Origin of the sequence: Chryseobacterium sp. HMWF035, assembly GCF_003094695.1 — a bacterium.
Classification (GTDB): Bacteria; Bacteroidota; Bacteroidia; order Flavobacteriales; family Weeksellaceae; genus Chryseobacterium; species Chryseobacterium gambrini.
Genome location: NZ_QEHP01000119.1, coordinates 1 through 25,957 on the forward strand (window position 1 = coordinate 1; position 25,957 = coordinate 25,957).

Below are 25,957 nucleotides of genomic sequence, written 5' to 3' on the forward strand. Positions count from 1 at the left end.
GTTTAATTTCATTATTACCTATTAAGCTTAACCCCAGAGTTGTTTATTTTTTTTGTTTTGCCTCTGAAGGTTTAGTTTTTCTGCATGCACATTCATGATGTTTGCTTAAATATTCAATGGTTGATCTGCACATTTTTTCTAAAACAGAAAGATGGATATCAGATAATTTTTTTACATAAATACACGATTTTCCCATTTTAAATTTGCCAAGTTCTTCCAGTAAATATTGGGTTTCTTCAGTTGGAGAAAATACATATAGTGAAAATGCGGATTTACGAGGTGAGAAGCTGATCAGAGGCATATCTCCTGCATGTCCGCTTTCGTATTTATAATGATAACTGCCAAATCCAATAATTGCGGAGCCCCACATTTTGGGTTCAAATCCAGTCCAGTCATTCATTAGCGAGATCAGTTTAAAACTTTCCTCTTTCTTTTGTTCATTTTCCACATAAGAGTTGATGAAATTTGTAACATTTACTTCTGTTTCGACTGTTTTATTTTGGGGCATAGAAGATTATATTTTACAATTAATAATTTATTCCTTCAAAGCAGCAATTTCATCCCTTAATTTCGCGGCTTTAATGAAATCAAGATTTTTCGCAGCGGCTTCCATTTCCTTCTGCTTTTGCGCGATTACTTTTTCCATATCTTCAGAAGTGTAGCTTGCTTTGGCTTCAGCAACTTTCTGTAAAATTTCTTTTTGTGTATATTTTTCATCCGGAAAGTCTTTGCTTCTTCCGACAAGGCTTTCAGAAATCTTCTTATTTAAAGCCACCGGAACTTTGCCGTGTTCTTCGTTGTACTGCATTTGTTTTGCACGGCGGTATTCAGTCTCATCAAGCGTTGCCTGCATCGATTTGGTGATCTTATCAGCGTACATAATCGCTCTTCCGTTAAGATTTCTCGCGGCACGACCAACGGTTTGGATCATCGATCTTCGGCTTCTCAACATCCCTTCTTTATCCGCATCCAGAATCGCTACTAAAGATACTTCAGGTAAATCCAGACCTTCTCGCAATAAATTTACCCCGATTAAAACATCAAAAAGTCCCACACGCAGATCCTGCATGATCTGGATACGTTCCAAAGTTTCTACATCGGAATGGATGTACCGTGTTCTGATCCCGAATTTGGTAAAATATTTTGTTAATTCCTCCGCCATTTTCTTGGTTAACGTCGTTACCAGAACCCTTTCATCAAGATCCGCTCTTTTCTGGATTTCCTCCATTAAATCATCAATCTGATTCAGCGTTGGACGGATTTCTATAATCGGATCTAAAAGTCCGGTCGGACGGATAATCTGCTCAATATAAGCACCTCCTGTTTTTTCCAGTTCATAATCCGCAGGAGTTGCCGAAACATAAATAACCTGATTCTGAATGGCTTCAAATTCTTCAAATTTCAAAGGACGGTTATCCATTGCAGCGGGAAGCCTGAATCCGTATTCCACCAAGGCCTCTTTACGGCTTCGATCGCCTCCGTACATCGCATGAACTTGCGGAACCGTAACGTGGCTCTCGTCAATCACCATCAAATAATCTTTAGGGAAATAATCCAATAAACAGAAAGGTCTTGTTCCCGGTAATCTTCCGTCGAGATATCGCGAATAATTTTCAATTCCGGAACAGTAACCCAGTTCTTTAATCATCTCCAAATCGAGTTCGGTTCTTTCCTGTAATCTTTTGGCTTCCAGTGGTTTTTTAATAGAATTGAAAAAATCAACCTGCTTTACCAGATCATCCTGAATATCGCGGATCGCGCCGTTCAAAGTTTCTTTTGATGTTACAAAAAGATTGGCAGGATAAATCTGAATCTGTTCAAAAGCTCCTGTCACATTTCCCGAAACCGGATCAAAACTCTGGATTTTTTCAATTTCATCCCCGAAAAACTGAATTCTGATTGCGTTATCTGCATAAGCTGGGAAAACATCAATCACATCTCCCTTTACACGGAATGTACCTCTTTGGAACTCGTTTAATGTTCTGGAATATAGTGCATTAACTAGAGAATGAAGAAGTGCGGTTCTGGTCACTTTTTCCCCAATCGCAATGGAAATTAAAGATTTGTGAAATTCTGTCGGGTTTCCGATACCATAAATACATGATACGGAAGCAACAATCAGAACGTCCCGTCTTCCGGAAAGTAAACTCGCGGTTGCGGAAAGCCTTAATTTTTCAACTTCTTCGTTGATACTCAGGTCTTTTTCAATGTAAGTTCCGGTTGTGGCGATGTAAGCTTCGGGTTGATAATAATCGTAGTAACTTACAAAATATTCAACGGCATTTTCAGGAAAGAATTCTTTAAACTCCATGAAAAGCTGTGCCGCCAAAGTTTTGTTATGAGCTAAAACCAAAGTCGGCTTTTGGACATTCTGCACCACATTGGCAACGGTAAATGTTTTTCCGGATCCGGTAACTCCTAAAAGCGTTTGGTATTTTTCCCCGATTTCGATTCCTTCGGTGAGCTTTTCTATCGCTTGTGGCTGATCTCCGGTAGGTTTATATTCTGATTGAAGTTTAAAATTCATAAAAATTGTGATGTTATCCTAACAAAAATACGAAAGAAATATTTGACATCGGGAACTATTTCATACCACAGATTCATTAAAATAAGACGAATGATTATATTCAAAACAAAACAGCATCCAATCTGAATGCTGTTTTTATTTTAAAAAATCAATCCTAATTTTGGAAAGACATCATTAGCGGAATTCTCATGCTGTAACGAACAGGTTTTCCATCTTTTTCTGCGGGCTTCCAGACGATGTTTTCATTGGCTTTTTTGAAAGAAATTACTGCTTCTGCATTAAATGCTTCATTGTTTCCTGATGCTTTCACATCCGCAATATTTCCGTCTTCCAGAACAGTATATTTAATCTCAGTTCTATACGTTTCTTTGCCTAGATTCATTTTAGACACGTCAAATGCTTTCGCCATTTTATTCCTCATTTCATTAATTCCTCCCGGATATTGCGGAAGTAGTGTTGCCTCATCTTTTGTTGCCATGTTTTTACCCTCTTTCGGTCGGATGGTATCCTGAACAACTCCTCCATTAATCATGTTTTCACTTAACTGCTCAGTAATTCCACTTTCAGGGTTTAAAGATTCGTTTTTAACATCATCCGTAATTGGTTCATTACTTTCAGCAATTTGTTTTTTCACAGGTTCTGATATTGTTTCCTGTGTTTTTTCGATCATTTTCTCCATCGGAGTGGCGTAGGTTTTTTGCACGAATAGTCCGAAAGCAATCAGCAAAACCGGAATGCTGATTACTTTTTTTAAGTCTGCCAGCTTAGATTTTTTGGTGTTCATCATAATAAATCGTTTTTTGGTGTTTTTGAAATTGAATGTATGGGTAAGGTTATAGTTTTGGTTTGAAATAATTTCTTCCAGAATTAAATTCTGATAGTCTTTTATGGTAAAATCATTTTTTAAGACAGATTCGTCCGCCAGAAATTCATGATTGGTAATTATTGCTTTTTTGTAGAAATACACAGACGGATTGAACCACGTAAAAGCCTTTATGATTTCAACAATAATAATATCAATGCTGTGTTTCTGTTCCAGATGACTCTTTTCGTGAAGAAATATTCTGGAATCTATTTTGTTGTCAATCAGATAGTTTTTTCCTAAATAAATTGTATTCCAGAAGCTGAAAGGCGAAATAGGTTCATTTGTGATGATGATATTTTGATTCTGATAGATCATTTTTTCACCCTTCAGATTTTTAATTTTTAAATATGAAATAATAGTTCTTGTCAGGAAAATCAATGTTACGATTCCGTACAATATCCAGATCAGATTCATCCAGTTAAAACTTTCCTGTTTCGGCGTAATGTCCATAACCTGTTGTGTTGCTTCAATCGTTTTCTGCAAACGATTAACAGGTTTTTGAGCTTCCGATTGAATGGAAATGAACGGAACGGTGCAAGAAAATACAAGGGAAAACAAAAGGTAAAACCTATTGAAACCATACATTTTCTCCTTCTGCAAAAACACGTAATATACGGTCAAAAGCAAGGAAGAACACAGAATTATTTTTAAAACGATCATCATTTTTCGTCGATTTGCTGGTCGATAATTTCACGGAGTTCTTTCAGTTGTTTTTGGGAAAGCTTGGCATTGGACGTAAAAAACGATGCAAACTGCGTTACGGAACTGTTGAAAAAACGGTCAATCATGGAAGTCATTTCTTCTTTGAAATAAGCTCCTTTCGCGATCTTTGGATAATATTCGCGGGAATTTCCATACAATTTGTAGCCAACAAAATCCTTATTTTGCATTCTTTTCAGAAGGGTGGCAATAGTTGTAGTGGCAGGTTTTGGTTCAGGGTAGGATTCTAAAATATCCTTCATGAAAACTTTTTCTTTTTCCCAAAGAATTTCCATGAGATCTTTCTCAGAATCGGTCAGTTTTATTTCTTTCATATTCTACGGATTGTTATTTGTTTCTACAAATGTAGAATAAAAATTTAAACCACCAAATTTTATGGCATTATTTTTCCATTTGAAATTAAAATAATAATCCTAATTCAATGAAAATCAGCAAATTTTATATTTCAGCAATCAGTTTAATTCTCCTGTTTTCATCATGCAAAGAAAATAAATTTAATGCCCAAAAGCTCGGAAAAGACGGAAGCGTAGAAACGAAAAAGCCTAATTCTCCCGAATATAAACCTGCTTTTGCCGGACAGACCAGAATAAAAGCTGTAAAAACCTCGACGCCTTACAAGGTTGAAATTTTAAATAAAGATCTTGGAAAACCTTGGGGAATTGTCAATTTACCGGACGGAAAATTTTTAATTACAGACAAAAGAGGATATATGAATGTGGTTTCTGCCGACGGAAAAGAAATTTCAAAAATCGAAGGCTTCCCGAAAGTAGATTCCAAAGGGCAGGGCGGAATGTTAGACGTAGCTTTAGATCCTGATTTTAAAACAAACAATATCATTTATTTCAGTTTTTCAGAACCTTATGAAAATGGAAATCATACTGCGGTTGCAAAAGGAAAACTTTCTCAGGATTTAAAAACGATTTCTGAAGTAAAAGTAATTTTCAGAGCAACTCCGACGTATGATGGAGACAAGCACTATGGAAGCCGATTAGCGTTTGATAAAGACGGAAATCTGTTTGTAAGTACAGGAGAAAGATCAGATAAGCAAACCAGAGTTTATGCTCAGAGAACAGATAATTATTTAGGTAAAATCTTAAAAATAACGAAAGAAGGACAGCCGGCTCCCGGAAATCCTTTCATGGGAAAAACAGGATTTAAACCTGAAATTTATTCGTACGGAATCAGAAATCCGCAAGGTATGGCAATCGATCCGAATGGAAATTTGTGGGATGTAGAAATGGGACCGAGAGGCGGAGATGAGATCAATCTAATAAAACCCGGGAAAAATTACGGTTGGGGAGATGTAACCTATGGAATCGAATATTCCGGAGATAAAATCAACAATGGGACGACTCAAAAAGCGGGAACAGAACAGCCTGTTTATTACTGGGATCCTGTGATTTCACCAAGCGGAGTTACCTTCTACACCGGAAATATCGAAGAATGGAAAGGAAATCTGATGATCGGCTGTTTAAGTGGAGAACACATCAACCGAATTGTAATGAAAGATAACAAAGTGGTGGGTGAAGAAAGGCTTCTGAAAGATCAGAACGAAAGATTCCGCGATGTTCTCAATGGAAGCGACGGAAATTTGTACACTGTTACGGACAGCGGAAAATTGTATAAAATTTCTAAAAAATAATAGTTTTGTTCAGATAAATAATGGCTTCCGAATTTCCAGAAGCCATTATTTATTATGGGATAAGATTAAAATTTAAAATTAAATCTTGCAAAAACCTGTCTTCCTGCAAATCCCATCTGTACAGGATCAAAAATACCTCCCGATTCTGTATTTCCGGCTGAAGCCGCCTCTTTTTGTAATGTAGGATATCGGTTGAAGAGATTTTTGCTTCCGATCGTCAGATTAATATTTTTAGAAAATTCGTAGCCGAAAGAAAGATCCGCAGTTACTTTTGGATTGTATATTTGGTAATCATCCGGTCCGTTGTAGCCTACCAGAGTCACTTTATCAAATCTTACCAACTGTAAATTAGCATTGAATTTACTGATCTTATAATTCAGGTTTAAATTGATCTTCGTTTTCGGTGCAGAAGCTAAAATAAAAGCTCTTTCTCTGGGACTGAGATAAATGTCTTCTTTTCCTTTCAGCCTGTCGGAAGTATTCACTTTTGTGATCTCCATTTCATTGTAATTTCCGGCTAACGTTGCGGTCAGTTTTCCTTTTCCGATATTTTCGTTAAAACTTAAAATAACATCAACCCCTTTAGTTCTCGTGTCTATTGCATTGGTGAAAAACTGAGCCTGATCGATACGGTTTTCAATTAAAATATTTCCGATCGCATCATCATCCTGCGAGAAATTTCCTGTTAAAACAATTCTGTCTTTTACCTTGATGTAGTAGCCGTCAACTGTTGCTGTAAATTTTCCGGTGTTAAAAGTGAATCCTGCGCTTCCATTCACAGAAGTCTCCTGTTTGAGCTGCGGAATTCCGACTGCTTTTGCCAGATTACTGTCATTAGATGCCAATTGAATGGTAACCAGACTTCCTCCCTGAAAATTCGTAAACTGCAGGCTGTAATATTTCTGAGCCAGAGACGGTGCTCTGAAGCCTGTAGAAAAAGATCCTCGGAATGCAAACTGTGGCGTTATTTTGTATCGTGTTGCCAGTTTTCCGTTCAGTGTGCTTCCGAAATCATTATAATTTTCGAATCTTCCGGCAACGCTTACCATCCAGTTTTTGGTAATATCGAGTTCAGTATCTACATACGCTGCAAAATTATTTCTGGACTTGTTAATTTCCTGAGAATATCCGGGAAAACCCTGAGAACCGCCCGGTCTTACATCTCCGCTTAAAGGATTGATTACCAATAATGTTGAGGGAGTATTTGCCGTCACGACATTTCCATTCACATCATACATCGCGTAAGAAGCTTCTTCACCTTTGATAATATTGAATTTTTCATATCTGAATTCTGAACCGAATGCCACATTCAGCCCTTCCAGAACCGAAAACTGTCGGGTTGCATTGAAACCTGTTGTATTCTGCAGCAGAGAATGTCCTCCCGCATCAAAACTCGTAGGTGATTTTACGCCTAATGTAGCATTGATGGTATGATCGATCTGATAGGTAAATCTGTTGCTTCCAAACGCATTATACGCATCCACTTCCCAGTCTGCCACTTTAAATTTTAAGCCATTGTCAAAAGTAAAATCTGAAATGCTTGTATCCTGAACGGGATTGAAGCCATTAGGATAAACCTGCGGAATATTTCCGTCTGCATCGGCACTTCTTGTCCATGCATAAGCGTCTGTATTTCTGTGCGAAAATCCCTGTCTGGAATAGAATTTTAAATTATCAGATATTGGAATCTCAATATTTCCGAAAAAATAAAAATTCTGTGATTTTGCATCCCCGAATCTTTGTCTCGGAGCATCATATTTTTCAGGATTGGCATTACGGATGGCATATTCTTTATTGACAAATTCTGCCGTAAAATTTCCGAAACCACCTTTAGAACCTATTTTTGTTCCGTAGTTTCCATAGAAATCAAAAGTATTTCCGTCTATTTTTCGGTCAGAAACCACATCTTTATCTCCCGGACTTTTAAAAAGATTCACCCCATAAAAAGCATTGCCTTCAAAACCATGATTACGGTCATTTAAAATAACGTTGATTACTCCTGCAATCGCATCCGAGCCATATTGCGCCGATGCTCCGTCACGAAGAACTTCAATTCTCTTTATCGCACCTACAGGAATCGTATTCATATCCGATCCTGTATTTCCACGGCCTTTTGTACCAAAAAGATTGATTAATGAAGACTGATGGTATCTTTTTCCGTTGAGCAAAAGCAAAGTCTGATCGGGACCAAGTCCTCTTAATGTTGCAGGATCTACTGCATCCGCTCCGTCTGATCCGGATTGTTTATTGGAATTGAATGAAGGTGCTGAAAACTGTAAAAGCTGGTTGACTTCAATCTGCCCTGTTGACTGGCTTACCTGCTTAATGTCGATGATGTCAATCGGAACCGGAGTGTCTACAACTGTTCTTTTTTTATTCCGGCTTCCCGTAATGGCAACCTCATCAATTTTTCCTTCTTTTGATATGGTGTCATTAATCTGTTGAGAATACAGAACGGAAGATGCTCCAAGAAAAAAGGCACTTATGTATTTAATTTTCATATTGTATTAGATTTAAATTAGCAATTATATCAAAAATATTAATTTTTGTTTTTAAATCATTAATAAAATATGGTTTTGTTTGATAAATGTATTTAAATTAAATAAAAATTATGATATCATGGAAAAAATGAAGGGTGTTTTAAATAAAGAAAAAAAGTTTCCGGGAAAAAGTTTTAGCCTTTTTAATTAAATCGCAAAAGCAGTTAAGTCTGAAATTAGGGTAAGATATATTTGAAAAAAAACGGATTCAAGTTTTATTGAATCCGCTTCTGTATTTTTTAAAAACTATTGATTATTCTGTTCAGTCCTTCGGTGAGAATTTCCTGTGAGGTTGAAAAACAGATTCTTACGTGTCCTTCAGCGCCTTTTCCGAACCATCGTTCCGAGCCGGGAACAATCGCTACTTTTCCATCTTTTAAAACATGCTGTGCAAATTCGTCACTCGACATACCGTTGTTGATTTTAGGAAAAATAACAAAAGTGGCTTCGGGAAGATTAGGAATTAAAACGCCCGAATTGCCCAGCATGCTGTGGGCTAAATCTCTGTTGTGCTGTAAATGCGTAAGAAAATCATTAAACCACGGTTTTGCTTTATCAATGGCAACGCTTGCTGCAATCTGCGATAATGTAGAAACACCTTCAATGGTAGAATTGAACATGGATTTTTCTGTGAAATCATCCATTAATTCCTGATCGTTACATAAAACCGCACCAATTCTCAATCCTGCAATTCCGAATGATTTTGAAAATCCGAAAACGGTAAAACTTTTCTTTTTAGCATTCTCGGAAACAGAAGAGTAGGTGTTGAATTCTTTTTTATCATAGACAATATCGCTCCAGATTTCATCGCTCATCACCCAAAGATCATGAGCTGCCGCAATGTCTGCAATCTTCTGTAAAATTTCTCTGGAATATATTCTTCCGACTGGATTGTGAGGATTACAGATGCTGATGAGTTTTGTTTTCGGAGAAATTAAAGAGACCAACATTTCAAAGTCGATATCTCCGGTTTTAGAATCTACCGCGCACAATTTAATGTTTCCGCCAACCGAATCCACTGTCTTTTTGAAAAGGAAATCTACCGGATCGAAAATAATAGCTTCATCTCCGGGATTCAGTATATATTTGGCAACCATATACATTCCCATCGCGGCACTGTTAACAGCCAACACATTTTCTGGTGTAAAGCTGCCTTTTTTTCCCTTGTTAAAATGCTCTGCAACACTTTTTTTGAACTCAGGTAGTCCGGAGAAAGGACCATAGCTTAAATAGCCGTCCTTAATGTATTCTATGATTCCGTTTTCTATTTCTTTAGACATTCTGAAGTCCGGATCTGCTGCCGTTAAAGGGATAATTCCTTCTTCCAGAGTTGCCCATCTTCCGTTGTAGGCTTTTCTTTTTAGTGCTTCAAAATTGATATCGTTGTTTGTAAACATTTTATTTGTATGAAATTGGTAAAGTGTTTTTAGGCTGTTCGTTCAGAGGTAAAAGGAATTGTTCCAGCAGGGCTCTTCCGTTTTTGATGTGGATTTCGATTTCAGATTTCCGGTCTTCTTCGTATTTGCTGAAGGTTTCCTGAAGATCATTTCCTTCGGCTAAAAGTTGGGTTAAAGTGAAAGAGTCTTTCAACGCTGAGGTAACGCCCTGACTTGTAAAAGGAATTAATGGATGTGCTGCATCGCCGATGAAAACAACATTCTGATGATAAAAAGGATTTAATTTTTCAAGCTCATAAACTCTCCAGATGTGTGCATTTTCATAGCCTGAACCTTCGATGATGGATGAAATCAGAGGATTCCAGTTGCCAAAATTATCCAGCATAAACTGCTTGATGCAATCCGGAGTGTAATCTTCATTGATGAAATGTTTGGTGATATCAAACTGGCAGTACCAAAGGATTTTTGAGGATGAAAGTTTTAAAACGCCAAAAGTAAGTCCGCCGTTTTCATGATGGAATTTCAGAAAATTGCTTTCGATTTTGCCGGCCAGTTCTTCGTTTTCAATGATGTTTACCACTTCATTTTCCAGAACGGCTTTCATGATTTCATCCTGAAAAATAGTTCTTCTGATGCGGCTTCTTGATCCGTCTGAAGCAACAACCACATCTGCTTCCAGAATAGTATTTTCGTCCAGTGTAATTTCTGCTTTTCCCTCCGAAAATCCGTTCAGCGCAACCGTTGAATTATAAGAAATTTTATCTGAAGGAATTCCTTTGGCAAGAATCTCGATCAGGGCGCTTCTGGAAACTACAAAAACATCATCCAGATCTTTTTCGGAAAGAATTTCTCCGCTTTGGTTATAATGGATGTATTTTTTCAGAAAGCTTCCTTTTGCGTAAAGGTCATTAATATCAATAATGGCTGAAAGATGTTCAATTCCTTCTTTGGGAAGGATAAATCCGTGTCCTTTCAGATCATTTGGGGTTCTTCTTTCGTAGAGATGATAGTCGATATTATTTTTTTCCAAATAATTTGCCATACTCAGACCGGATACACCGGCTCCTATGATTGCAACTTTGCCCATCTTTTTTATTGTTGTTAGTTTTGTTTTAATTTGTAAAATTTTCATTAAAAATGAATAATCTGCGAAAAAATTTTATTCTAAAAATCAGATGTATTCTTTTAATGAACAGGATAAATGTTTTCTTTAGTGCTGTATTCAGCTAAATAAAGAAAATAATCGCAGAGAAGATTTTCTGCAATAGTATTTAAGTAAAAAAGAAAGACTATTCCGGTGCCTTGAAAATATTATCATCGGAATGGAATCCTGCAACACCGCCGCTTACCGCAAATTTCATTGCCGAAGCCGCTGTCATCCCTACAACGGGTTTAATGTTTTTTTCTTCGGTAACGATTACCCAGCCCGAAATAGCATAAGAATGGGGGAGGTATACCGCTACATAATTGTGTTTTTCAACGTCTGCCATTTCTTTTTGCGTTAAAAAGCCAATTCTCCATATTTCAGGATTTTCGTTGGTTTTTACCCAGACAGGATCATTGAATTTTTTTTTGTCTCCTACAAACGAGGACATTACATCTTTTGTTGGAGTATAAATGTGCTTTACACCGGGAGTTTTTTCAAGAAGACGGTCCATAGAATCGAAAAAGAACTTTCCGACCACGAATTTGTTTCCTAAAAACCCAAGAAGCGCCGTAATTAAAATGGTTGAAATAAAAACCAGCCCCGGAATTTCCTTGGCAACAGAAGGAATAATATTATCAATAGACGTTACAACATACCAGATAACAAAAATTGTCAGCCCGATCGGACCGATAATCACGAGTCCCTGAAAAAAATTTTTCAGGAAAAAATTGGCAATATTTTCAAACGTCAGTTTTTTCAATGTATCTTTTTTTATCCGTGGATGGTTTCGCCTTTTCCGTAAGACTGAATGACTTTGGCTTCATATTCCAGCCATTCTTCCCAGCGTTTATTTACTTTTTCTTCGTCTCCGAGCTGTCTTGCAAACCCGATGAAAGTGGTGTAATGGTTGGCTTCCGAAATCATCAGTTCTCTGTAGAAGGTTTTAAGCTCTTCATCTTTAATATTTTCAGTCAGGACTTTAAATCTTTCACAGCTTCTGGCTTCGATCATGGCTGCAAAAAGCATTTTATCGACAATAAGATCATCCCTGTTGCCGCCTTTCTGGATAAAATTTACCAGTTCGTTTACATAATCGTCTTTTCGGGTGCGTCCGAAAGTATAGCCTCTTTTTTTAATAATCTCATGAACCTGACGAAAATGCTCCAGCTCTTCCTGCGCAATCGCAAGAAGTTCCGTTACAATTTCCGGATATTCAGGAAGCATGGTAATTAATCCTATTGCATTGGTAGCGGCTTTTTGCTCGCACCAAGCATGATCCGTTAAAATTTCTTCGATGTTTCCTTCAGCAATATTTGCCCACCTTGGATCGGTAGGAAGTTTCAACTTAAACATGTTTTAAAATTTTCTGTAAAATTAAAATAATTTGCGATACGATTAAAGTTTATTTAAATATTCAGAGCGTTTAAAAAATATTTTTCTTAATAATTTAAAAATCTTGGTATTTAATTTGTTTTAACTAAGAAACCAAATTAAAAATATAAACAATGGAAACTATTACCACTTTAAAATCTAAAGCAGGAGCTATACTTTCAGCAATGCTTATTCTATTCATGTCGGCTTTCAGCTTTGCTCAGGAAACAGCAACGGGCGGCGGAACGGTAACTACTGAACAAACAACCACCACGACAACAGAATGGTACACGAATCCAACGTACATCATTATCGGAGCTGTTGTTTTAATCGTTATTGTTGCCCTTATTGCAAGAGGCGGAAGAAGCAGAGATTAATGAGAAGCCGTTTTGCTTCTTAAAAACTCTAATATTTTCCAACCCCATTCATCAACTTTTTTCAAGCCGGCTGAAATGATGAATGCCAAAATAATATTGATCCCATAAATTAAAATCATTAAAACCCACCAAGGCATATTTCCCTTCATTGGAACGACTAAAAAGTAAACCAGTGAAGAGCTTATCCCTTGTGCGAAATAGAAAAATATCGCGTTTTTACCAATGTAGGTCACCACATTTTCTTTTGTGATCTTTAATCGGTTATAAAACACAAAAAGCGTTACCAAAGAGAAGAAAGTCCAGATAATGTACGGGATTTGTGGCGGAAATTTATTTTTATTGATTTTGTAAAATATTTCCTGTCCGTAAAACCCGAACAGTCCTGCCAGTGCAACCGCAACCAATCCGTATAATACAGGAATCATCCTGTCCGGAATTTTCTTGCCTTTCATTCTGTTACCAATTAGGAATACAGTCATGTAAAAAGCAACATATCCTACCTGTCCCGAAGGATAAATTTCCGGAAAAATATTAAATAATAGGGTTAATCCGGCACAAAGTCCAATGAACCAGTTAACATGTTTCGGAAAGAATTTTAATATTAAAACTCCGAAAACCGTTAAAATATAATAGACTTTTAAATACCAGAAGCTCCCCATTACCACAGGGAAAGTATCTGCATTGATATATTGGTGAAGATACCAGTTGCCCAAATTTTCCCATTGCGGAGCGGTAGAAATACTTGTGGTAGCATACTTTGATCCGAATGTTGAATAAAAATTCTGCAGCCATTCCAGAGAAAAGAAAGTGAGTCCGAAAACTTTAAAGAAATAATCCAGAAAGAAGAGTAAGGTTACAAAAATCATATACGTGATCTGCAGTTTCAGCAGTCTGTATAATGTTTTTTCAATATTGGAACCGGATGTAATTCCACTTAAAGCATAAAACAGGGCAACATCGAAAACTAAAGAGAAAACCCTTACTTCCGGCTGAATATAAAACTGTCCCGACCAGAAAGCGGTATGGATAAAGATAATGGAAATGGTAGCCAGTCCTTTTGCGAAATCAATATAGAGGTCTCTGTTCATTTGTTACGTATGATGCTTCAAAAGTAAGAAACTTTACGAATATCAGGATAAAGAAAAAGAGACAGGAATAATGTCCTGCCTCCCGAGAAAGATATTTCAAAAATGATGATTTACTTTAAGTTTTTAAATTCTTCAGCAGAAATTTCGCCGGTCTGAATTTGTTTCAGCTCATCAAGATACTGCTTCATGTAAGCATCAAGTTCCGGATACTGGCTGTTTTTTGCCATTTTGTAGGTTCCGTTTAAAACTCCCTGATAATAATAGAAGAAGTTGTAATCGAAATCTGCTGCACTAAGGCTGTACTGTCCTAATAAAAATCCCAGACGAACTGCGGATCTTCTCTGCGGAGGTGTTCCGTGGTGTCCCGGACTTGTGGTCTGATAATCTCCGATGCTCTGTGCAAATTCATAAGCGGCTGCAATCTGTGCAAAACTTGTCTGGTTGTAACCGTTGGGTCTTCTCAGGTAATATCCTGCAAAGCCGTCTGCTTCCAGTTCGTTGGGTCTTGCTGTGGACTCTGTTACCGTAGGAAGTCCGAAAATATACTGCAACTGGTGACCATACTCATGGGCAAGGATCATTGCATTTACAATATCTCCTCCTTTTGCTTTTGCATCATAATAAATGGCATAGCCGTAATAAATTTTTCCTGTAGAATACGAAATGGCATTGTAGGTAGAGTTAAAATTTGAAGGATCATTCACAAACCTTAAAGTCGGGTTGCTTCTTCCCCACATACTGGCAATTTTTGTCATCTGGGAATTCATAAAGTTGGTGTCTGCAGAATTCTGCAGTGAAGTAAGCAACACAGATGAAGAACTCCAGTACTGATCTACGTAATAACAAACTTTTTCAAGAGCATTCGGCTGTTCCGGTTTCAGGTTTTCTGCCTGTTTTTCTGGTTGTACAGGCGTTTCCATGGTGTCGTCGTTACATGCTGACAAAGAAAGTGCAGCGATGGCCCCCAAAAGAATCGGGAATTGGATTTTTCTTTTCATATATATAAATATTTTGGTGAAAACGAAGATATAAATTTAAACGGAAATTCATGTCACTTTATTGTGAAAAATTATTCAAAACATAGTTAAAATTTTATTTTAAAAAAGATTGAATTGAATTTGAACAGATTAGAAAATATTTCTTATATTTGCACCTCGAAATAACTAAAAATCTATAAACAATGTTTGCAATTGTAGAAATAGCAGGGCTTCAATACAAAGTTGAGCAAGACCAGAAGTTGTTTGTAAACCGTTTAAAAGGAGATAAAGGAGGAAAAGTATCTTTTGATAAAGTACTTCTTACTGTAAACGGAGCAATCACGGTAGGCGCCCCAGCTGTAAGCGGAATCACTGTAGAAGCAGAGATCCTGGATCATGTAAAAGCTGATAAAGTAATCGTTTTCAAAAAGAAAAGAAGAAAAGGTTACAAAGTGAAAAATGGTCACAGACAATCTTTAACTCAAATTCAGATTACTGGTATTACAGGATTTGAAGGAGCTAAAAAAGCAGAAAAACCTGCTAAAAAGACAACTAAAAAAGCTGACGCTGAGGCAACTGAAAGCGCAGAATAATTTTTTAAACCAAAAAACCTTAAAATAAAATGGCACACAAGAAAGGAGTTGGTAGTTCCAAAAACGGTAGAGAATCTCACTCTAAAAGATTAGGTGTAAAGATTTTCGGTGGTCAAGATGCTATTGCGGGTAACATCATCGTTAGACAAAGAGGTACTCAACACCACCCAGGTGCAAACGTGGGTATCGGTAAAGATCACACTTTGTTCGCATTAGTTGACGGAAAAGTAGTTTTCAGAAAGAAAGCAAACAACAGATCTTTTGTATCTGTAGAAGCAAACGCATAATTTCAGCGTTTTATAAAAATTAAAAGCCTTGGCAATTTTGCTGAGGCTTTTTTTGTGCCCTGAAATAAGGAAAAGTTAAAGTTTTTATATTTATTCAATTTAACGGGAAATATTTATATATTTGGTAACTATCAAATAACTAATATATTGCGTAAGCCGAAAAGCAAAAAGAGTAGGCGACAAATTAAACCAAACTAATATGAAAAATCTAAAAAAACTAACGAAAAGACAGCTTAAAGCCATTGCTGGAGGAGAAAGATGTCCGATTCCCGCAAATTGGTGTTACGAATGGTGTACGTGGACAGCATGGCAAAAACAACACTGTATTAATTCTGTTATTGATGTAATGCCTTGTGACTGCTAAATCTGAAACTCAAGCCTCATGTCGGGGCTTTTTGTCAACTTTATAAAATCTATTACTATGAAAAATTTAAAAAAAATCAAAAGACAGGATCTTAAAAATGTAATGGGAGGAGCTGCTCCGGATCAGGGATGTTTACCATGCGATGTGTATTGCAGCATTCCGGAAGGGCAAAGACCGCCGTGTAAAATTGTGTACATTGTAGCGCATTGCAATAGCTGCAAAGGTTATGGTGAAGAATCTTAAGAAATAAAAAAAACTCCTTCGCGCTGAAGGAGTTTTGTATTTTAAAAGCCGACCTGAAAACCCGCTTTAATTCCGAAAGTTGAAATATCCGGTCTGTTGAGGTAATTTCCGCGCCAGTTGAAATCCACTCTGAAAATTCTAAGGTTTCCGAAGCCGATATTTTCGATTCCGAAACCGTATTCATAATAAACGTGTTCGCTTGGAGCAGAATATTTGAATCCTTCCACATTAATTGCTTTTGAAGCATCGCTTAATGTTCCGTAAGCTCCTCTGATAAACGCAATTTCTCTTAGTTTTAATTTCTTGATCAAAGGAATATAAGAAAGGATTTTCCCGTTAAAATGATGCTCTAAATGCAGCGTTGTATAAGTGTCTGCAACAAATTCATAATAATTAAGCTGTGCAAACGTATTTTGCGCCAGACTGTACGACTGGTTCCCCGGAATGACGTTCTGCAAAGCCAACGGAACCGTATCGAAGTTCTTTCCGGCTTCAAAGTTAATTAATGTTTTTCCCCAGCTTCCAATTAAGACGGGTTTATAGAACATGAACTGCAGTTTATTATAATTAAAATCTGACCCGAATATTCCCTCAATTCCTCTTGTGTATTTTAAGACAATGGTCGGCGCTAAAGTTCCGTGTTCATAGCGATCGATTCCGGTTTGGGAGAATTTTGCCCCTGGTCTTGCAATTAAACTTAAAGTAAAATGCGAATCGTTGGTTGTTTTTCTCAGATCTCCGTTTTTGTAATACATCAGATTAAATCCGTCTGGATTTGCTGATTTGATGCTTTGCATGGTTCCGTCTAACCTGATCTGGAAGTTTTTCCATGGCTCAATAGACGTAAACAGGTTGGTTTGATTAACGGAGCTTAAAGAAGCATTTTCTCCCCTTGCGAAAAGCGTTGAAGAAGCAAAGGTTCTTGCCATAATTCCGTCGTCATTTGTAAGCTGAACACCCAATTGCAGAATGTCTCTTCTTGTTCCGGCACCTACTGTAAAACGGTTTAATCTGTTAAACATGAATCTTCCTTCAGCACCATATTTTACCTGTTGGTCTTTAAAACCGTAAGCCGTGTAAAACTGAACTCTCCAGGGATCATTTCTTGTGAAATACGTTCTTGCTCCGATTCTTATTCGGTCTCCTTCAACATCATTTTTTCCGTAAACAGAGAAAATCGGACCTAAATCTATTCCTTTTGTAATGTTGTAATATCCTGAACCCAACGTTTCATAAAGCTTTACAATACGGTTGAACTTCGGAGTCTGCTGAAGTTTATCAAGCATATCATAAATTCCCTGTTCGCTTTTTGAGAGAGAATCCGGTCTGGCTTTTACCCAGTAAGCATCATCTTTTTCTACGAATTTATCATCATATTCTTCCTCGTTTCTTTTAAAAATTTTATCCTCAAGAGGTTTGTTGAACTGATATTCCGAATAATCGACGGATCTTTTGGCAATAATGCTCTTTGAGGTTTTCTTCTTGGAAAAAGGTGTCATCTCGATCTCTGTTACAAATTTTCTTGGCAGAAAAGTGTTTTCATCGGGGTTGTCGTATTCCAGTTCTGTAGAAATCCCGTTGATGAAGTTTACATTGATCTTTTGCGTGGATTTTAGGGTTGCTCCCAAAACGGCATAGCTGTCGGTATCAATGTAAAGATATCCCTGAAATGCTAAAACTTCTGTTCTTTTGGGCTGATAACGGATTTTAAAGGCATTTTCTCCCCGCATGGAAATGGTATCTACCAAATTGTAATCATACGTACTGAACCCTGTTTCTCCGACCGGACTTGGAAATCCGATGTCGAAATAATTTAATGTGTTATCGTAAATGTTGATGTCACGGTAAAGGTTTTTTGCCGTTAAAGTAATGATCTGGTTATCCTGAAAACCTGATGTCTTTTGAGCAACCAAAAGTCTTTTTGATTTTTTGGAAGGTCTGTTTTCGCCGTAATTTTCATAGATGGCTTCATTCAGGAAAACGGGAAGTCCTATTTTTCCGCTTGCGGTAGAATCTTTATAATCGAAAATAAATTCAAGTTTATTAAAGATTTTTCTCTTCATAAATGCACTGTCCAGATTGTTGGCATCAAACTGAATTTTCTCGTATTCTTTATAAGTATAGGTATCGAATTTATCTAAACCGTTATTTCTTTTCCGTTCCCAGACTTTCTGCATGATGGCATAAGCGGGATTTTCTTTTTTGTTTTTATATTTCGGCTTTTCGTTGTGAATAACGACTTCCTGTATGCTGCTAACTTTTTCCTGAGCCAGTTTTACAAAAATATTAGTTGCATTTTGAGGAGTTACGTCTATACTTTCTAAAGAATAATTTTTCCTTAAAAAGCGAAGCTTATAAATCACGCTGTCCGACTGTACGGAAAAGTTTCCCGAAGTTGTGGTAAGGGCAGCTTTTTCATTTTCATTGATGAAAATATCCACTCCGGAAACTTCTTTATTGGTTTTTGCATCTACAATTCTGCCGGTTGCCGAATTTTGTGAGTATACGAGATCCGCAAAAAATAGAAATAAAAAGAGGGAGTAATATTTGGAATTATTAATTAACATTTGTAGTTTCTTCAAGCTATTTGCATAAACAAAAATTATGCACTTTTATTATAAAAAAATAAATATTATTTAAACTTTTAATGGTTTAAATACAAAACTGCAAATGTAATGAAATAACACCATCGTTTTGATGGTGTTATAGTTATTGTTTTGTTAAAATATGATGATGTTTAAAATAATTATTTTTCAGTTGATTCAACTCATAAAGGATAAATAAAAAAGACTTACATTTCTGTAAGTCTTTTTGCTCCTCCTGCTGGGCTCGAACCAGCGACCCTCTGATTAACAGTCAGATGCTCTAACCAACTGAGCTAAGGAGGAATTTCCTATTGTTTTAGTGATGCAAATATAACAGGAATATTAATATCAAACAAATTTTTATTTTAAAAATATCTAAATTTTTCCTTTGATAATGGGTGTTTTGAAGCTATTTGGCTATTTATCAGATAATTAAATTTAATGATAATTGCAAAAAAATATTTGATGAGACCACATAAAAAAAGACCTACATTTCTGTAAGTCTTTTTGCTCCTCCTGCTGGGCTCGAACCAGCGACCCTCTGATTAACAGGCGTAACCAGATTGGTTTTTAATGGCTTAAAATGTGTTTATTTATTTGATTTTCAAAGAGATGAAAAATCATGATACACCATTAGAAACCACCTTACACCAGTATTTACTTGCAAATTATGTGCAAATTTATTTTTTGCAAGGGCTGAAATCTCTCGATTTTTTCCATTTATTTTTCCTAAATGTTCTTGAAAAATAAAGCTGTTTTTCCTTCTTTATGTGAGGTTTATTATCTAATTTAGACTTGATAATGTTAGGAAAATGGCATCAAATTTGCCCATATTATACGGTATATTTTAGCCTTAATAACTGATTGTTTTTCCTAACGATCTCCATCGCTAATCTTTAAATTTCTTCATTCATTATGAATACTTCTCTTGTTCTTACGCTTGATATGCGAAGAACTAAAAAAGACGGCACCTATCCGGTTATTATCAGAATCAGTCATTACAATCGTTCAACTTCCTTTACCACAGGAGTTTCAGTTTTGGAAAAGGATTGGGATTTCGACAAAAAAATAATCCGTAAAACATATACAGGAACTTCATCTGTAACCAGACTTAATAATTTTCTGAATAAGCAGAGAATTAAAGCAATGGATATTGTCAACCGACTCAAAGAAGAAGATAAACTTCGATTTATGAGTATTACCCAACTCAAAGAACAATTAACCCAGTCCGATAAAGTTCATTCCTTTTTCAGTTTTGCTGAAAAGCTTATAGCAGAAATGAAAAAACAAGAACGTTTTGGGAATGCTACCTCTTACCAAACCACGATCAATTCCCTTAAAGAATTTACAGGAAATAAAGATTTGTACTTTGAGGAACTCAACTATGACTTTTTGATGAAATATCATACCGATTTTCTCGGTAAAGAAAAACGTACAGGAAAAAAGCAGATTCAAAAATTGCAAAATAAAAAAGCAAAGAGAATAGGAGAGAAGGTAGTGAAGGAAGAAGAAATTTCTAAAAAGAATAGTCTTAACGGACTGGCTGTTTATATGAGAACGATTCGGGCTATTTTTAACCAAGCCATCAAGTCAGGCATTGCAGATAAAAATCTTTATCCTTTTGACAAATATAAGATCAAATCCGAACCTACCAAAAAAAGAGCTTTAGAAATGGATGACATTAGAAAAATTCTTCAGATGAATATTTCTCCTGACGATAAACTATTTCATACCCGGAATTATTTCATTGCTTCTTATCTAATGTGTGGAATGTCGTTTATAGATATGGCTTTTCTTACTATTGAAAAGTTAGAAAAAAGCAGAGTGCATTACAGAAGAAAGAAAACCTCAAAACTTTATGATTTTGTAATTTCTAAACAGTTAAAGCAAATTCTTGACTACTATATAAAAGGTAAAAGCAAGATGGATTTTGTATTTCCTATGATAAAGCCTGGTGAACTGGAGAAACAATATAAGGATGTGGGAGAGGCAAGAAAGAAATACAATGTCAATCTGAAAATTCTTGCCGAACAATGTGGGATAGATTTTAATCTCACCTCGTATGTTTCAAGACATAGTTTTGCTACACAGGCAGTATTGCAGAATGTTCCCATACAAGCAGTGTCACAGATGCTCGGGCACAGTAGCATTACTACCACCCAAATTTATCTGAAGTCCCTTCCCAACAATATTATGGATGAATATTTGCAAAGGATGGAGATTAAATAACGTGAACTCGAAAAAAAATGGGATATTACAACATATTAGATCTTTAAAATAGATTTTTTATCGAATTCACGTTAATACGTTATAATAGTGTGTCATTTTTAGTATCACTCGCCACCTTGTTTCAATTTTGAGTGACCATGCAGTTTCGGTTTAAATTGGTCCTTGTTTTTTAATGATACTGTGACTTTTCAGAAATCAATTTATTCTATAATTGGTGGTCAATTCAAACCGAAAGTAGATGGTCAATGCTATTGATTTTTGCAGATTTTCAATTTAGTATTTAAAAAACCGCCTCTTGCGAAGGCGGTTATGATTAAATCGGAATGTTGTTTTTTACTCTGTGGATACTTTCATTTACCAAAGCTGTAAATTCCCATCCATTTGGTTGAACCAATGGTTCAGAACCCCCTTTTGCCAAAAAAGGACTTATTAAATAAACCTTTGGATCTTCTTTTGTCTCATCTAAAAAAATCACACTATACTGGCTGTTATAAACATCAAATGTAAAAAACGGTTTATCTACTTTTTGACCAGCCATTTCTAATTCTTCATTGGCTAATTCTTCAAGAGCATCCAAGCCTTCACCTAAATCATCAAATCCAAAATTATTAAAATTCCCAGCTAAAAAAAGAAACTCTCTAAAAGCTTTAGGAAATTCTTTCCCTTTATTGTATTTTTTTTCTAATTTTTCAATGTCTGAAATTGCCATTGGTTCATTCTTAAAATTTAATACAGGGTTGTTCTTTACCTGTACCATATATTCAATATTCATAATATTATAATTTTATTTAATTTTTAACTTCTTCTTTAAATGAGCAGTTCCTTCAATTGTTTCATCAGAAAACACTACAAATTTAACCTTCTTGCAATACAATTCATTAAAAACCGCCTCTTGTGAAGGCGGTTACTATTAGAACGGAATGTTGTTTTTTACTCTATGGATATGCTCATTTACTAAAGTTGTAAATTCCCAGCCATTAGGCTTAATTAATGGCATTTCACCACCTTTCGCTAGAAAGGGGCTTATCAAATATACTTTAGGATCATCCTTTGTCTCATCTAAAAAAATAACACTATACTGACTGTTATAAACATCAAATGCAAAAAACGGTTTCTCTACTTTCTGACCAGCCATTTCTAATTCTTCTTTGGCTAATTCTTGAAGTTCTATAATACCATCAATATCATCAAATCCAAAATTATTAAAATCTCCTGCTAAAAAGAGAAATTCTCTAAATGCCTTTGGAAATTTCTTGCCTTTGTTATATTTTGATTCTATTTTTTGGATTTTTTCCTCTGAAAATCCTCTATTAACAAAATTATTAATTTTTGGATTTTCTTTTACTTTTGTCATATATTCTATATTCATAACTATTTGATTTTTAATTTGTCTTTTAATGCTCTTGTTCCTTCTATTGTATCATCAGAAAACACTACAAATTTAACTTTTTTTCCTTGCATTTTTAGATAATCTTCTAACATCACAAACTCTCTTCGGCAGCTTCCACAGGTTTTGAAGATATTTTGGGTTTCAATAATAAACTCATCACCTTTATCAATATGATTTTTAAGGAAATTGAAGATATATTTAATTTCACTGTCATAGTATCTTGCTCTATTTCCAAAGTCTTCAGCACCTTTTACAAAAGCTTTAAAATTATCATAATCACTGAGAATATCAATGGTATTTTCCGGTAAACCCGGTGGATCTCCAAAAATTGTCAATAGTTTATCTTTATCACCTGATAATGAAAATTCTACGACTTCTTCCACTTTTTGTCCTTTGTTTAAGATGGTGGTTTTAAATTCAGCTTGGTTAAATCCTTTCTTCAATCCAGGGAATTCTTCCAAATACTTAAAATATAGCTTTCTAAGATTGGTAGGGAAGAGAAGTTTGTTCACAATTTTCTCTTTCCATAATTGATTTACCAAATTCAGATCATGAAACTTTGGTCGGGTTTTCATAAAGTCATCCACATGCTGATACACTTTTTTCAATCCTGCTATTTTATACAGTTCAGCAAAAAGTTCAGGATGTTTTACCCGCAATGCTCCGTCTGAAGATTCTACAGCTTCTTTGGCACTTTTCTTTAATCCCAGTTTCATAGAAGCGGTAAGCTCTCCTGCCAATGTAATAAGCTCCAGATAGAAAAGTACTTTACTAAGGCTTTCTCCAAATTCAGTATCTCTTGCTCCTGTAATCTTCAACATAAGATTCACACTTCCACTGGTAAGCTCAACAATACCTGCTGCTCCCTTTACATAGCGTAAAATATTGGCTGCTCTTGCTATTTTGTTTACAGTGCTTGCTCCTTCTACAACCTCCGCCAATTGTGTAACTTTTGTCAGATACCTAAATTTTGCAATATTTCCTACTCCCGAAAATGTGGTAACAATATCCAAAGCATATTCTGCACTAGTCATTACATTATTCCAGAACTGCCTATCGCGATTTGCTTTCAGCATAAAGGCAGGAACAATTTTATCCAGTTTCATATCTGTTTCCTGATTTTCTATATCTTTCAGATAAACAGGATGAAAAGGATGATACCAGAACTGGTCTACAATCTCTACTTGTGTAGGAACCAAATTGTCTGTTTTTAGTCCGGGTCTCATTTCTGTTTTATATTCCCCGGTTTCATATAAAGCTTTTAGTAAACGTTCAGATTTATTGTTTGTATCAAAGGAAACGCTGGTATTACTAAAATACAATCCCAGCCATTTTTCAGATTGATACGGTAGAAGTAGCGGTCCATCTGTAGAAGCGAATTCAGTATTTTCTTCTTTGTTGGGATTTGTGAATCTTGATTTCTTCCATGCTTTATTTACTAACGTGGCAAACTTCACAGCATTGTCTCCATGTATCCTGTCGTACAGATATTCCAAAACGGTAACATATTTTTTCCCATCTTTAATTTTTTGAGCCATCCTTTCAATAAATCTGGATTCTTGTCCTTCTTTTTGTAAGATAATCTCAAGCAATTTTATATAGATATTCTCTTCTGCCCACTCCAGCTTATTCGTAAGGTCGTCTTTCCTTATCCCTTCTTCTATAAGCATCCAAAGTACTTCATTATCTATAACAACAGCAATAGATTCAGGAAGATAGTAGAGTATTTCCATTACATCCTGATAATATAACCGAGAATTGCTTTTTATTTTATCCTCCAATGTATAGATGATCTGCTCCATAAACTGCTGACGAAAAGCGTCTCTTATAGGGTTTTCAGACATTGTTAAATCAAAACCCTGATTAAATAATGTTTCATTCAAAAAAGATAAAATACCTCCAATACTGGCAAACTTCATAATCATGGCACATTCCTCATCAGGTAATCTGAATGTAGGTTGATAGCCTTTTTGAAAATATGGATATTTGAGTACAAAAGTTTTATGCCCAATATCTGCATTCAAAAAAGGAATCAGTCTCATTCTACCGGATTTTTCCGCTTTTTGAAAGAACACTTTTTTTTCTGAATCATAAACCAATCTTTTTGCATCTAAAAAAAGGACTTTAATTACTTCCGCAAAAAAAGTAGTATGGTCACTATAGCTGTATTGGTATTCATCATTATCCACCTCTTTCAGATATTCACCTTCAGGATTGTAATAGATAATATCTGGGAATACAACAACCTCTTTTAATGTTTCTGCAAGAATGACCACTCTATTTTTTTCAGTATCATAGATGTAAGAGCTTGTTGCAAATTCTCTTGGGAAGGCTGTAAGTTCATTTTCTGAAACAATCTCTATTGTTTGATCTAATAAGTTAAAAAATTTGCCTACAGGTGTTTTTACAAAATATTTTCTTTCGACAGATGTTTCCCACAAATAAATATTTTCAGCATTATAATCTTCCAGTATATGAAAAACTCGTTTGTATTTATTAAAATCAGTTTCAAAACTATTTTTATCTGCATGATAACTCCCATTGTCTTCTAAGTAGGTTAAAAGAACATCTGTTTGTGGCTTTAAGTTTTTCTCTGCTTCTTCTAATCTTCGCCTAAGTCGAAGAAATTCGACTATATTTTTAAAATCATTCATTTTCTTCGTTTTTAGTCATTAAACACTCCAATTCATTCAAAGGAAAAAGTTCTTTAATTTTCATATTTCGAATAAACCTTTCGGTTTGTTCTTCATTTAAAACCAAAAGATCCAGATGATAATTCTCTTCAACCAAAACATGGGCATTTTTCAGTTTGCATTTCGCCTGTACCAGAATATCCCAGTCTTTTCCTTGAAGTTCTTTCCAGCGTTCCAAAGAAAGCCTTCCTCTGCTCCCGAAAAGCAAAATCTTTTCTACGGGAGTAATCTCGCTAATCTTGTCTTTTAGACGCGTGAGAATATAAGGCAGCACACTTTCGTGCTGCCAAATAGCCTCGGTTTTTACCCGACTCATTTCTAAAAATTTTAAAGATTCAGATTACACCAAGAATTTACTCAAAGGAACTTTGTCCATATATTCAGCGGAAGGAATGACTTGTCCGTCTTTATCCAAAATTCTTTCGTAGCCGTATTTGTTGTACTCAGGAGAGGCAATCTTCAGATATTTATTTTCCAGATCCACAGAGAATTTTAATAATTCGTGTTCATCATCTGTTCCCGGTTTACGGAATGAGAACGTTTTAATTTTACTCACATTGATTTTGAAAGTAATCCCGTTGTTTCCGGTAGAACGCGCTTCCACTCCTTCAATTTGGGAAATTTCATCTGCCAGTGTTTTAATAATTATTTCCGGTGATTGGGTGCCAGACCAAGAAGCATCTCTGTCAATATCAATTACATTTCCTAAGCATTCATACTTTCTTGGGAACAGCCCGTTCATTTGTTGGATTGTATTAAAACCGTTATTCAATCCTCCCTGAAAACTAATTTCCATCCATTTATCTCCGGATTGCCCGATTTGGTTTTGGTTCAATTCAAAATTTGTAGCACACATTTCGCCCAGATTATCATCAAACTTCACTCCCGGCTCACAATTGCATGGCAATGCTTTTTCTACTCT

At 35.8% G+C, this 25,957-nt stretch carries 24 protein-coding genes and 1 tRNA gene; 7 read left to right on the forward strand and 18 right to left on the reverse strand.

Going from position 1 to position 25,957, the window contains the following annotated elements; all coding sequences use genetic code 11:
* Positions 1-43 precede the first annotated feature (43 nt).
* From DD829_RS17595 to DD829_RS17610, 4 genes are all read right to left on the reverse strand, one after another.
* Positions 44-508, reverse strand: a complete 465-nt coding sequence (locus DD829_RS17595) for a DUF1801 domain-containing protein (protein WP_108408662.1) — start codon at positions 506-508, stop codon at positions 44-46.
* A 27-nt stretch (positions 509-535) separates the two neighbouring features.
* On the reverse strand, positions 536-2,527 hold the full coding sequence (gene uvrB, locus DD829_RS17600; protein ID WP_108408661.1) for an excinuclease ABC subunit UvrB: 1,992 nt from the start codon (positions 2,525-2,527) through the stop codon (positions 536-538).
* Between the two features lie 154 nt (positions 2,528-2,681).
* Entirely contained in the window at positions 2,682-4,055 is a 1,374-nt protein-coding gene (locus tag DD829_RS17605; RefSeq protein WP_108408660.1) for a M56 family metallopeptidase, read from the reverse strand.
* Entirely contained in the window at positions 4,052-4,426 is a 375-nt protein-coding gene (locus DD829_RS17610; RefSeq protein ID WP_076391278.1) for a BlaI/MecI/CopY family transcriptional regulator, read from the reverse strand. The genes DD829_RS17605 and DD829_RS17610 overlap by 4 nt, the downstream gene beginning before the upstream one ends.
* A 107-nt stretch (positions 4,427-4,533) precedes the next feature.
* Between DD829_RS17610 and DD829_RS17615 the strand changes: the two genes are divergently transcribed.
* Positions 4,534-5,754 (forward strand): PQQ-dependent sugar dehydrogenase, encoded by a 1,221-nt coding sequence (locus tag DD829_RS17615; RefSeq protein ID WP_108411545.1) that lies wholly within the window; start codon positions 4,534-4,536, stop codon positions 5,752-5,754.
* Between the two features lie 65 nt (positions 5,755-5,819).
* On the opposite strand, the gene DD829_RS17620 is transcribed toward DD829_RS17615, so the two are convergent.
* From DD829_RS17620 to DD829_RS17640, 5 genes are all read right to left on the reverse strand, one after another.
* Positions 5,820-8,255: a TonB-dependent receptor plug domain-containing protein gene (locus DD829_RS17620; RefSeq protein WP_108411544.1), complete on the reverse strand. Its 2,436-nt coding sequence runs from the start codon at positions 8,253-8,255 to the stop codon at positions 5,820-5,822.
* Positions 8,256-8,533: 278 nt separating this feature from the next.
* Positions 8,534-9,691, reverse strand: a complete 1,158-nt coding sequence (locus tag DD829_RS17625) for a pyridoxal phosphate-dependent aminotransferase (RefSeq protein WP_108410815.1) — start codon at positions 9,689-9,691, stop codon at positions 8,534-8,536.
* Between the two features lies 1 nt (position 9,692).
* On the reverse strand, positions 9,693-10,778 hold the full coding sequence (locus tag DD829_RS17630) for an FAD-dependent oxidoreductase (protein WP_076391286.1): 1,086 nt from the start codon (positions 10,776-10,778) through the stop codon (positions 9,693-9,695).
* A gap of 202 nt (positions 10,779-10,980) precedes the next feature.
* Complete coding sequence (locus DD829_RS17635; RefSeq protein ID WP_076391288.1) at positions 10,981-11,598, reverse strand: DUF502 domain-containing protein; 618 nt, start codon at positions 11,596-11,598, stop codon at positions 10,981-10,983.
* Positions 11,599-11,609: 11 nt separating this feature from the next.
* On the reverse strand, positions 11,610-12,191 hold the full coding sequence (locus DD829_RS17640; protein WP_076391290.1) for a tRNA-(ms[2]io[6]A)-hydroxylase: 582 nt from the start codon (positions 12,189-12,191) through the stop codon (positions 11,610-11,612).
* A gap of 152 nt (positions 12,192-12,343) precedes the next feature.
* Between DD829_RS17640 and DD829_RS17645 the strand changes: the two genes are divergently transcribed.
* Positions 12,344-12,586: a hypothetical protein gene (locus tag DD829_RS17645; RefSeq protein ID WP_076391292.1), complete on the forward strand. Its 243-nt coding sequence runs from the start codon at positions 12,344-12,346 to the stop codon at positions 12,584-12,586.
* On the opposite strand, the gene DD829_RS17650 is transcribed toward DD829_RS17645, so the two are convergent.
* Both DD829_RS17650 and DD829_RS17655 read right to left on the reverse strand, forming a co-directional pair.
* Positions 12,583-13,674: an acyltransferase family protein gene (locus DD829_RS17650; RefSeq protein ID WP_108410814.1), complete on the reverse strand. Its 1,092-nt coding sequence runs from the start codon at positions 13,672-13,674 to the stop codon at positions 12,583-12,585. The genes DD829_RS17645 and DD829_RS17650 overlap by 4 nt on opposite strands.
* A gap of 110 nt (positions 13,675-13,784) precedes the next feature.
* A complete protein-coding gene (locus DD829_RS17655; protein ID WP_108410813.1) occupies positions 13,785-14,672 on the reverse strand; it encodes a metalloprotease in 888 nt (295 codons plus the stop codon).
* Between the two features lie 182 nt (positions 14,673-14,854).
* On the opposite strand from DD829_RS17655, the gene rplU reads away from it, so the two are divergent.
* The 4 genes from rplU (at position 14,855) to DD829_RS17670 (ending at position 16,138) form a co-directional block, all read left to right on the forward strand.
* Positions 14,855-15,244, forward strand: a complete 390-nt coding sequence (gene rplU, locus DD829_RS17660) for a 50S ribosomal protein L21 (protein WP_076391298.1) — start codon at positions 14,855-14,857, stop codon at positions 15,242-15,244.
* 29 nt (positions 15,245-15,273) lie between these two features.
* On the forward strand, positions 15,274-15,531 hold the full coding sequence (gene rpmA / locus DD829_RS17665; RefSeq protein ID WP_047399085.1) for a 50S ribosomal protein L27: 258 nt from the start codon (positions 15,274-15,276) through the stop codon (positions 15,529-15,531).
* A 199-nt stretch (positions 15,532-15,730) separates the two neighbouring features.
* Complete coding sequence (locus DD829_RS23795) at positions 15,731-15,895, forward strand: bacteriocin-like protein (protein ID WP_165796691.1); 165 nt, start codon at positions 15,731-15,733, stop codon at positions 15,893-15,895.
* A 57-nt stretch (positions 15,896-15,952) separates the two neighbouring features.
* A complete protein-coding gene (locus DD829_RS17670; protein ID WP_076391300.1) occupies positions 15,953-16,138 on the forward strand; it encodes a bacteriocin-like protein in 186 nt (61 codons plus the stop codon).
* 41 nt (positions 16,139-16,179) lie between these two features.
* On the opposite strand, the gene DD829_RS17675 is transcribed toward DD829_RS17670, so the two are convergent.
* Positions 16,180-18,705, reverse strand: a complete 2,526-nt coding sequence (locus tag DD829_RS17675; RefSeq protein WP_108410812.1) for a DUF5686 family protein — start codon at positions 18,703-18,705, stop codon at positions 16,180-16,182.
* 247 nt (positions 18,706-18,952) lie between these two features.
* Positions 18,953-19,026: transfer RNA gene (locus DD829_RS17680), tRNA-Asn, on the reverse strand.
* Positions 19,027-19,638: 612 nt separating this feature from the next.
* Between DD829_RS17680 and DD829_RS17685 the strand changes: the two genes are divergently transcribed.
* Positions 19,639-20,952 carry a site-specific integrase gene (locus DD829_RS17685; RefSeq protein WP_108410811.1) on the forward strand — a complete coding sequence of 438 codons (1,314 nt, stop codon included), beginning with the start codon at positions 19,639-19,641 and terminating at the stop codon, positions 20,950-20,952.
* 313 nt (positions 20,953-21,265) lie between these two features.
* Here the strand turns inward: DD829_RS17685 and DD829_RS17690 are convergent, their stop codons facing one another.
* From DD829_RS17690 to DD829_RS23950, 5 genes are all read right to left on the reverse strand, one after another.
* On the reverse strand, positions 21,266-21,724 hold the full coding sequence (locus DD829_RS17690) for a hypothetical protein (protein ID WP_108410810.1): 459 nt from the start codon (positions 21,722-21,724) through the stop codon (positions 21,266-21,268).
* A 138-nt stretch (positions 21,725-21,862) separates the two neighbouring features.
* Positions 21,863-22,321 (reverse strand): SMI1/KNR4 family protein, encoded by a 459-nt coding sequence (locus DD829_RS17695; protein ID WP_116547999.1) that lies wholly within the window; start codon positions 22,319-22,321, stop codon positions 21,863-21,865.
* 2 nt (positions 22,322-22,323) lie between these two features.
* On the reverse strand, positions 22,324-24,996 hold the full coding sequence (locus DD829_RS17700; protein WP_116548000.1) for a hypothetical protein: 2,673 nt from the start codon (positions 24,994-24,996) through the stop codon (positions 22,324-22,326).
* A complete protein-coding gene (locus tag DD829_RS17705) occupies positions 24,989-25,351 on the reverse strand; it encodes a nucleotidyltransferase domain-containing protein (protein WP_116548001.1) in 363 nt (120 codons plus the stop codon). The genes DD829_RS17700 and DD829_RS17705 overlap by 8 nt, the downstream gene beginning before the upstream one ends.
* A gap of 24 nt (positions 25,352-25,375) precedes the next feature.
* Positions 25,376-25,957 (reverse strand): hypothetical protein (locus DD829_RS23950; RefSeq protein ID WP_194294700.1); only part of this gene is annotated, 582 nt, incomplete at its 5' end.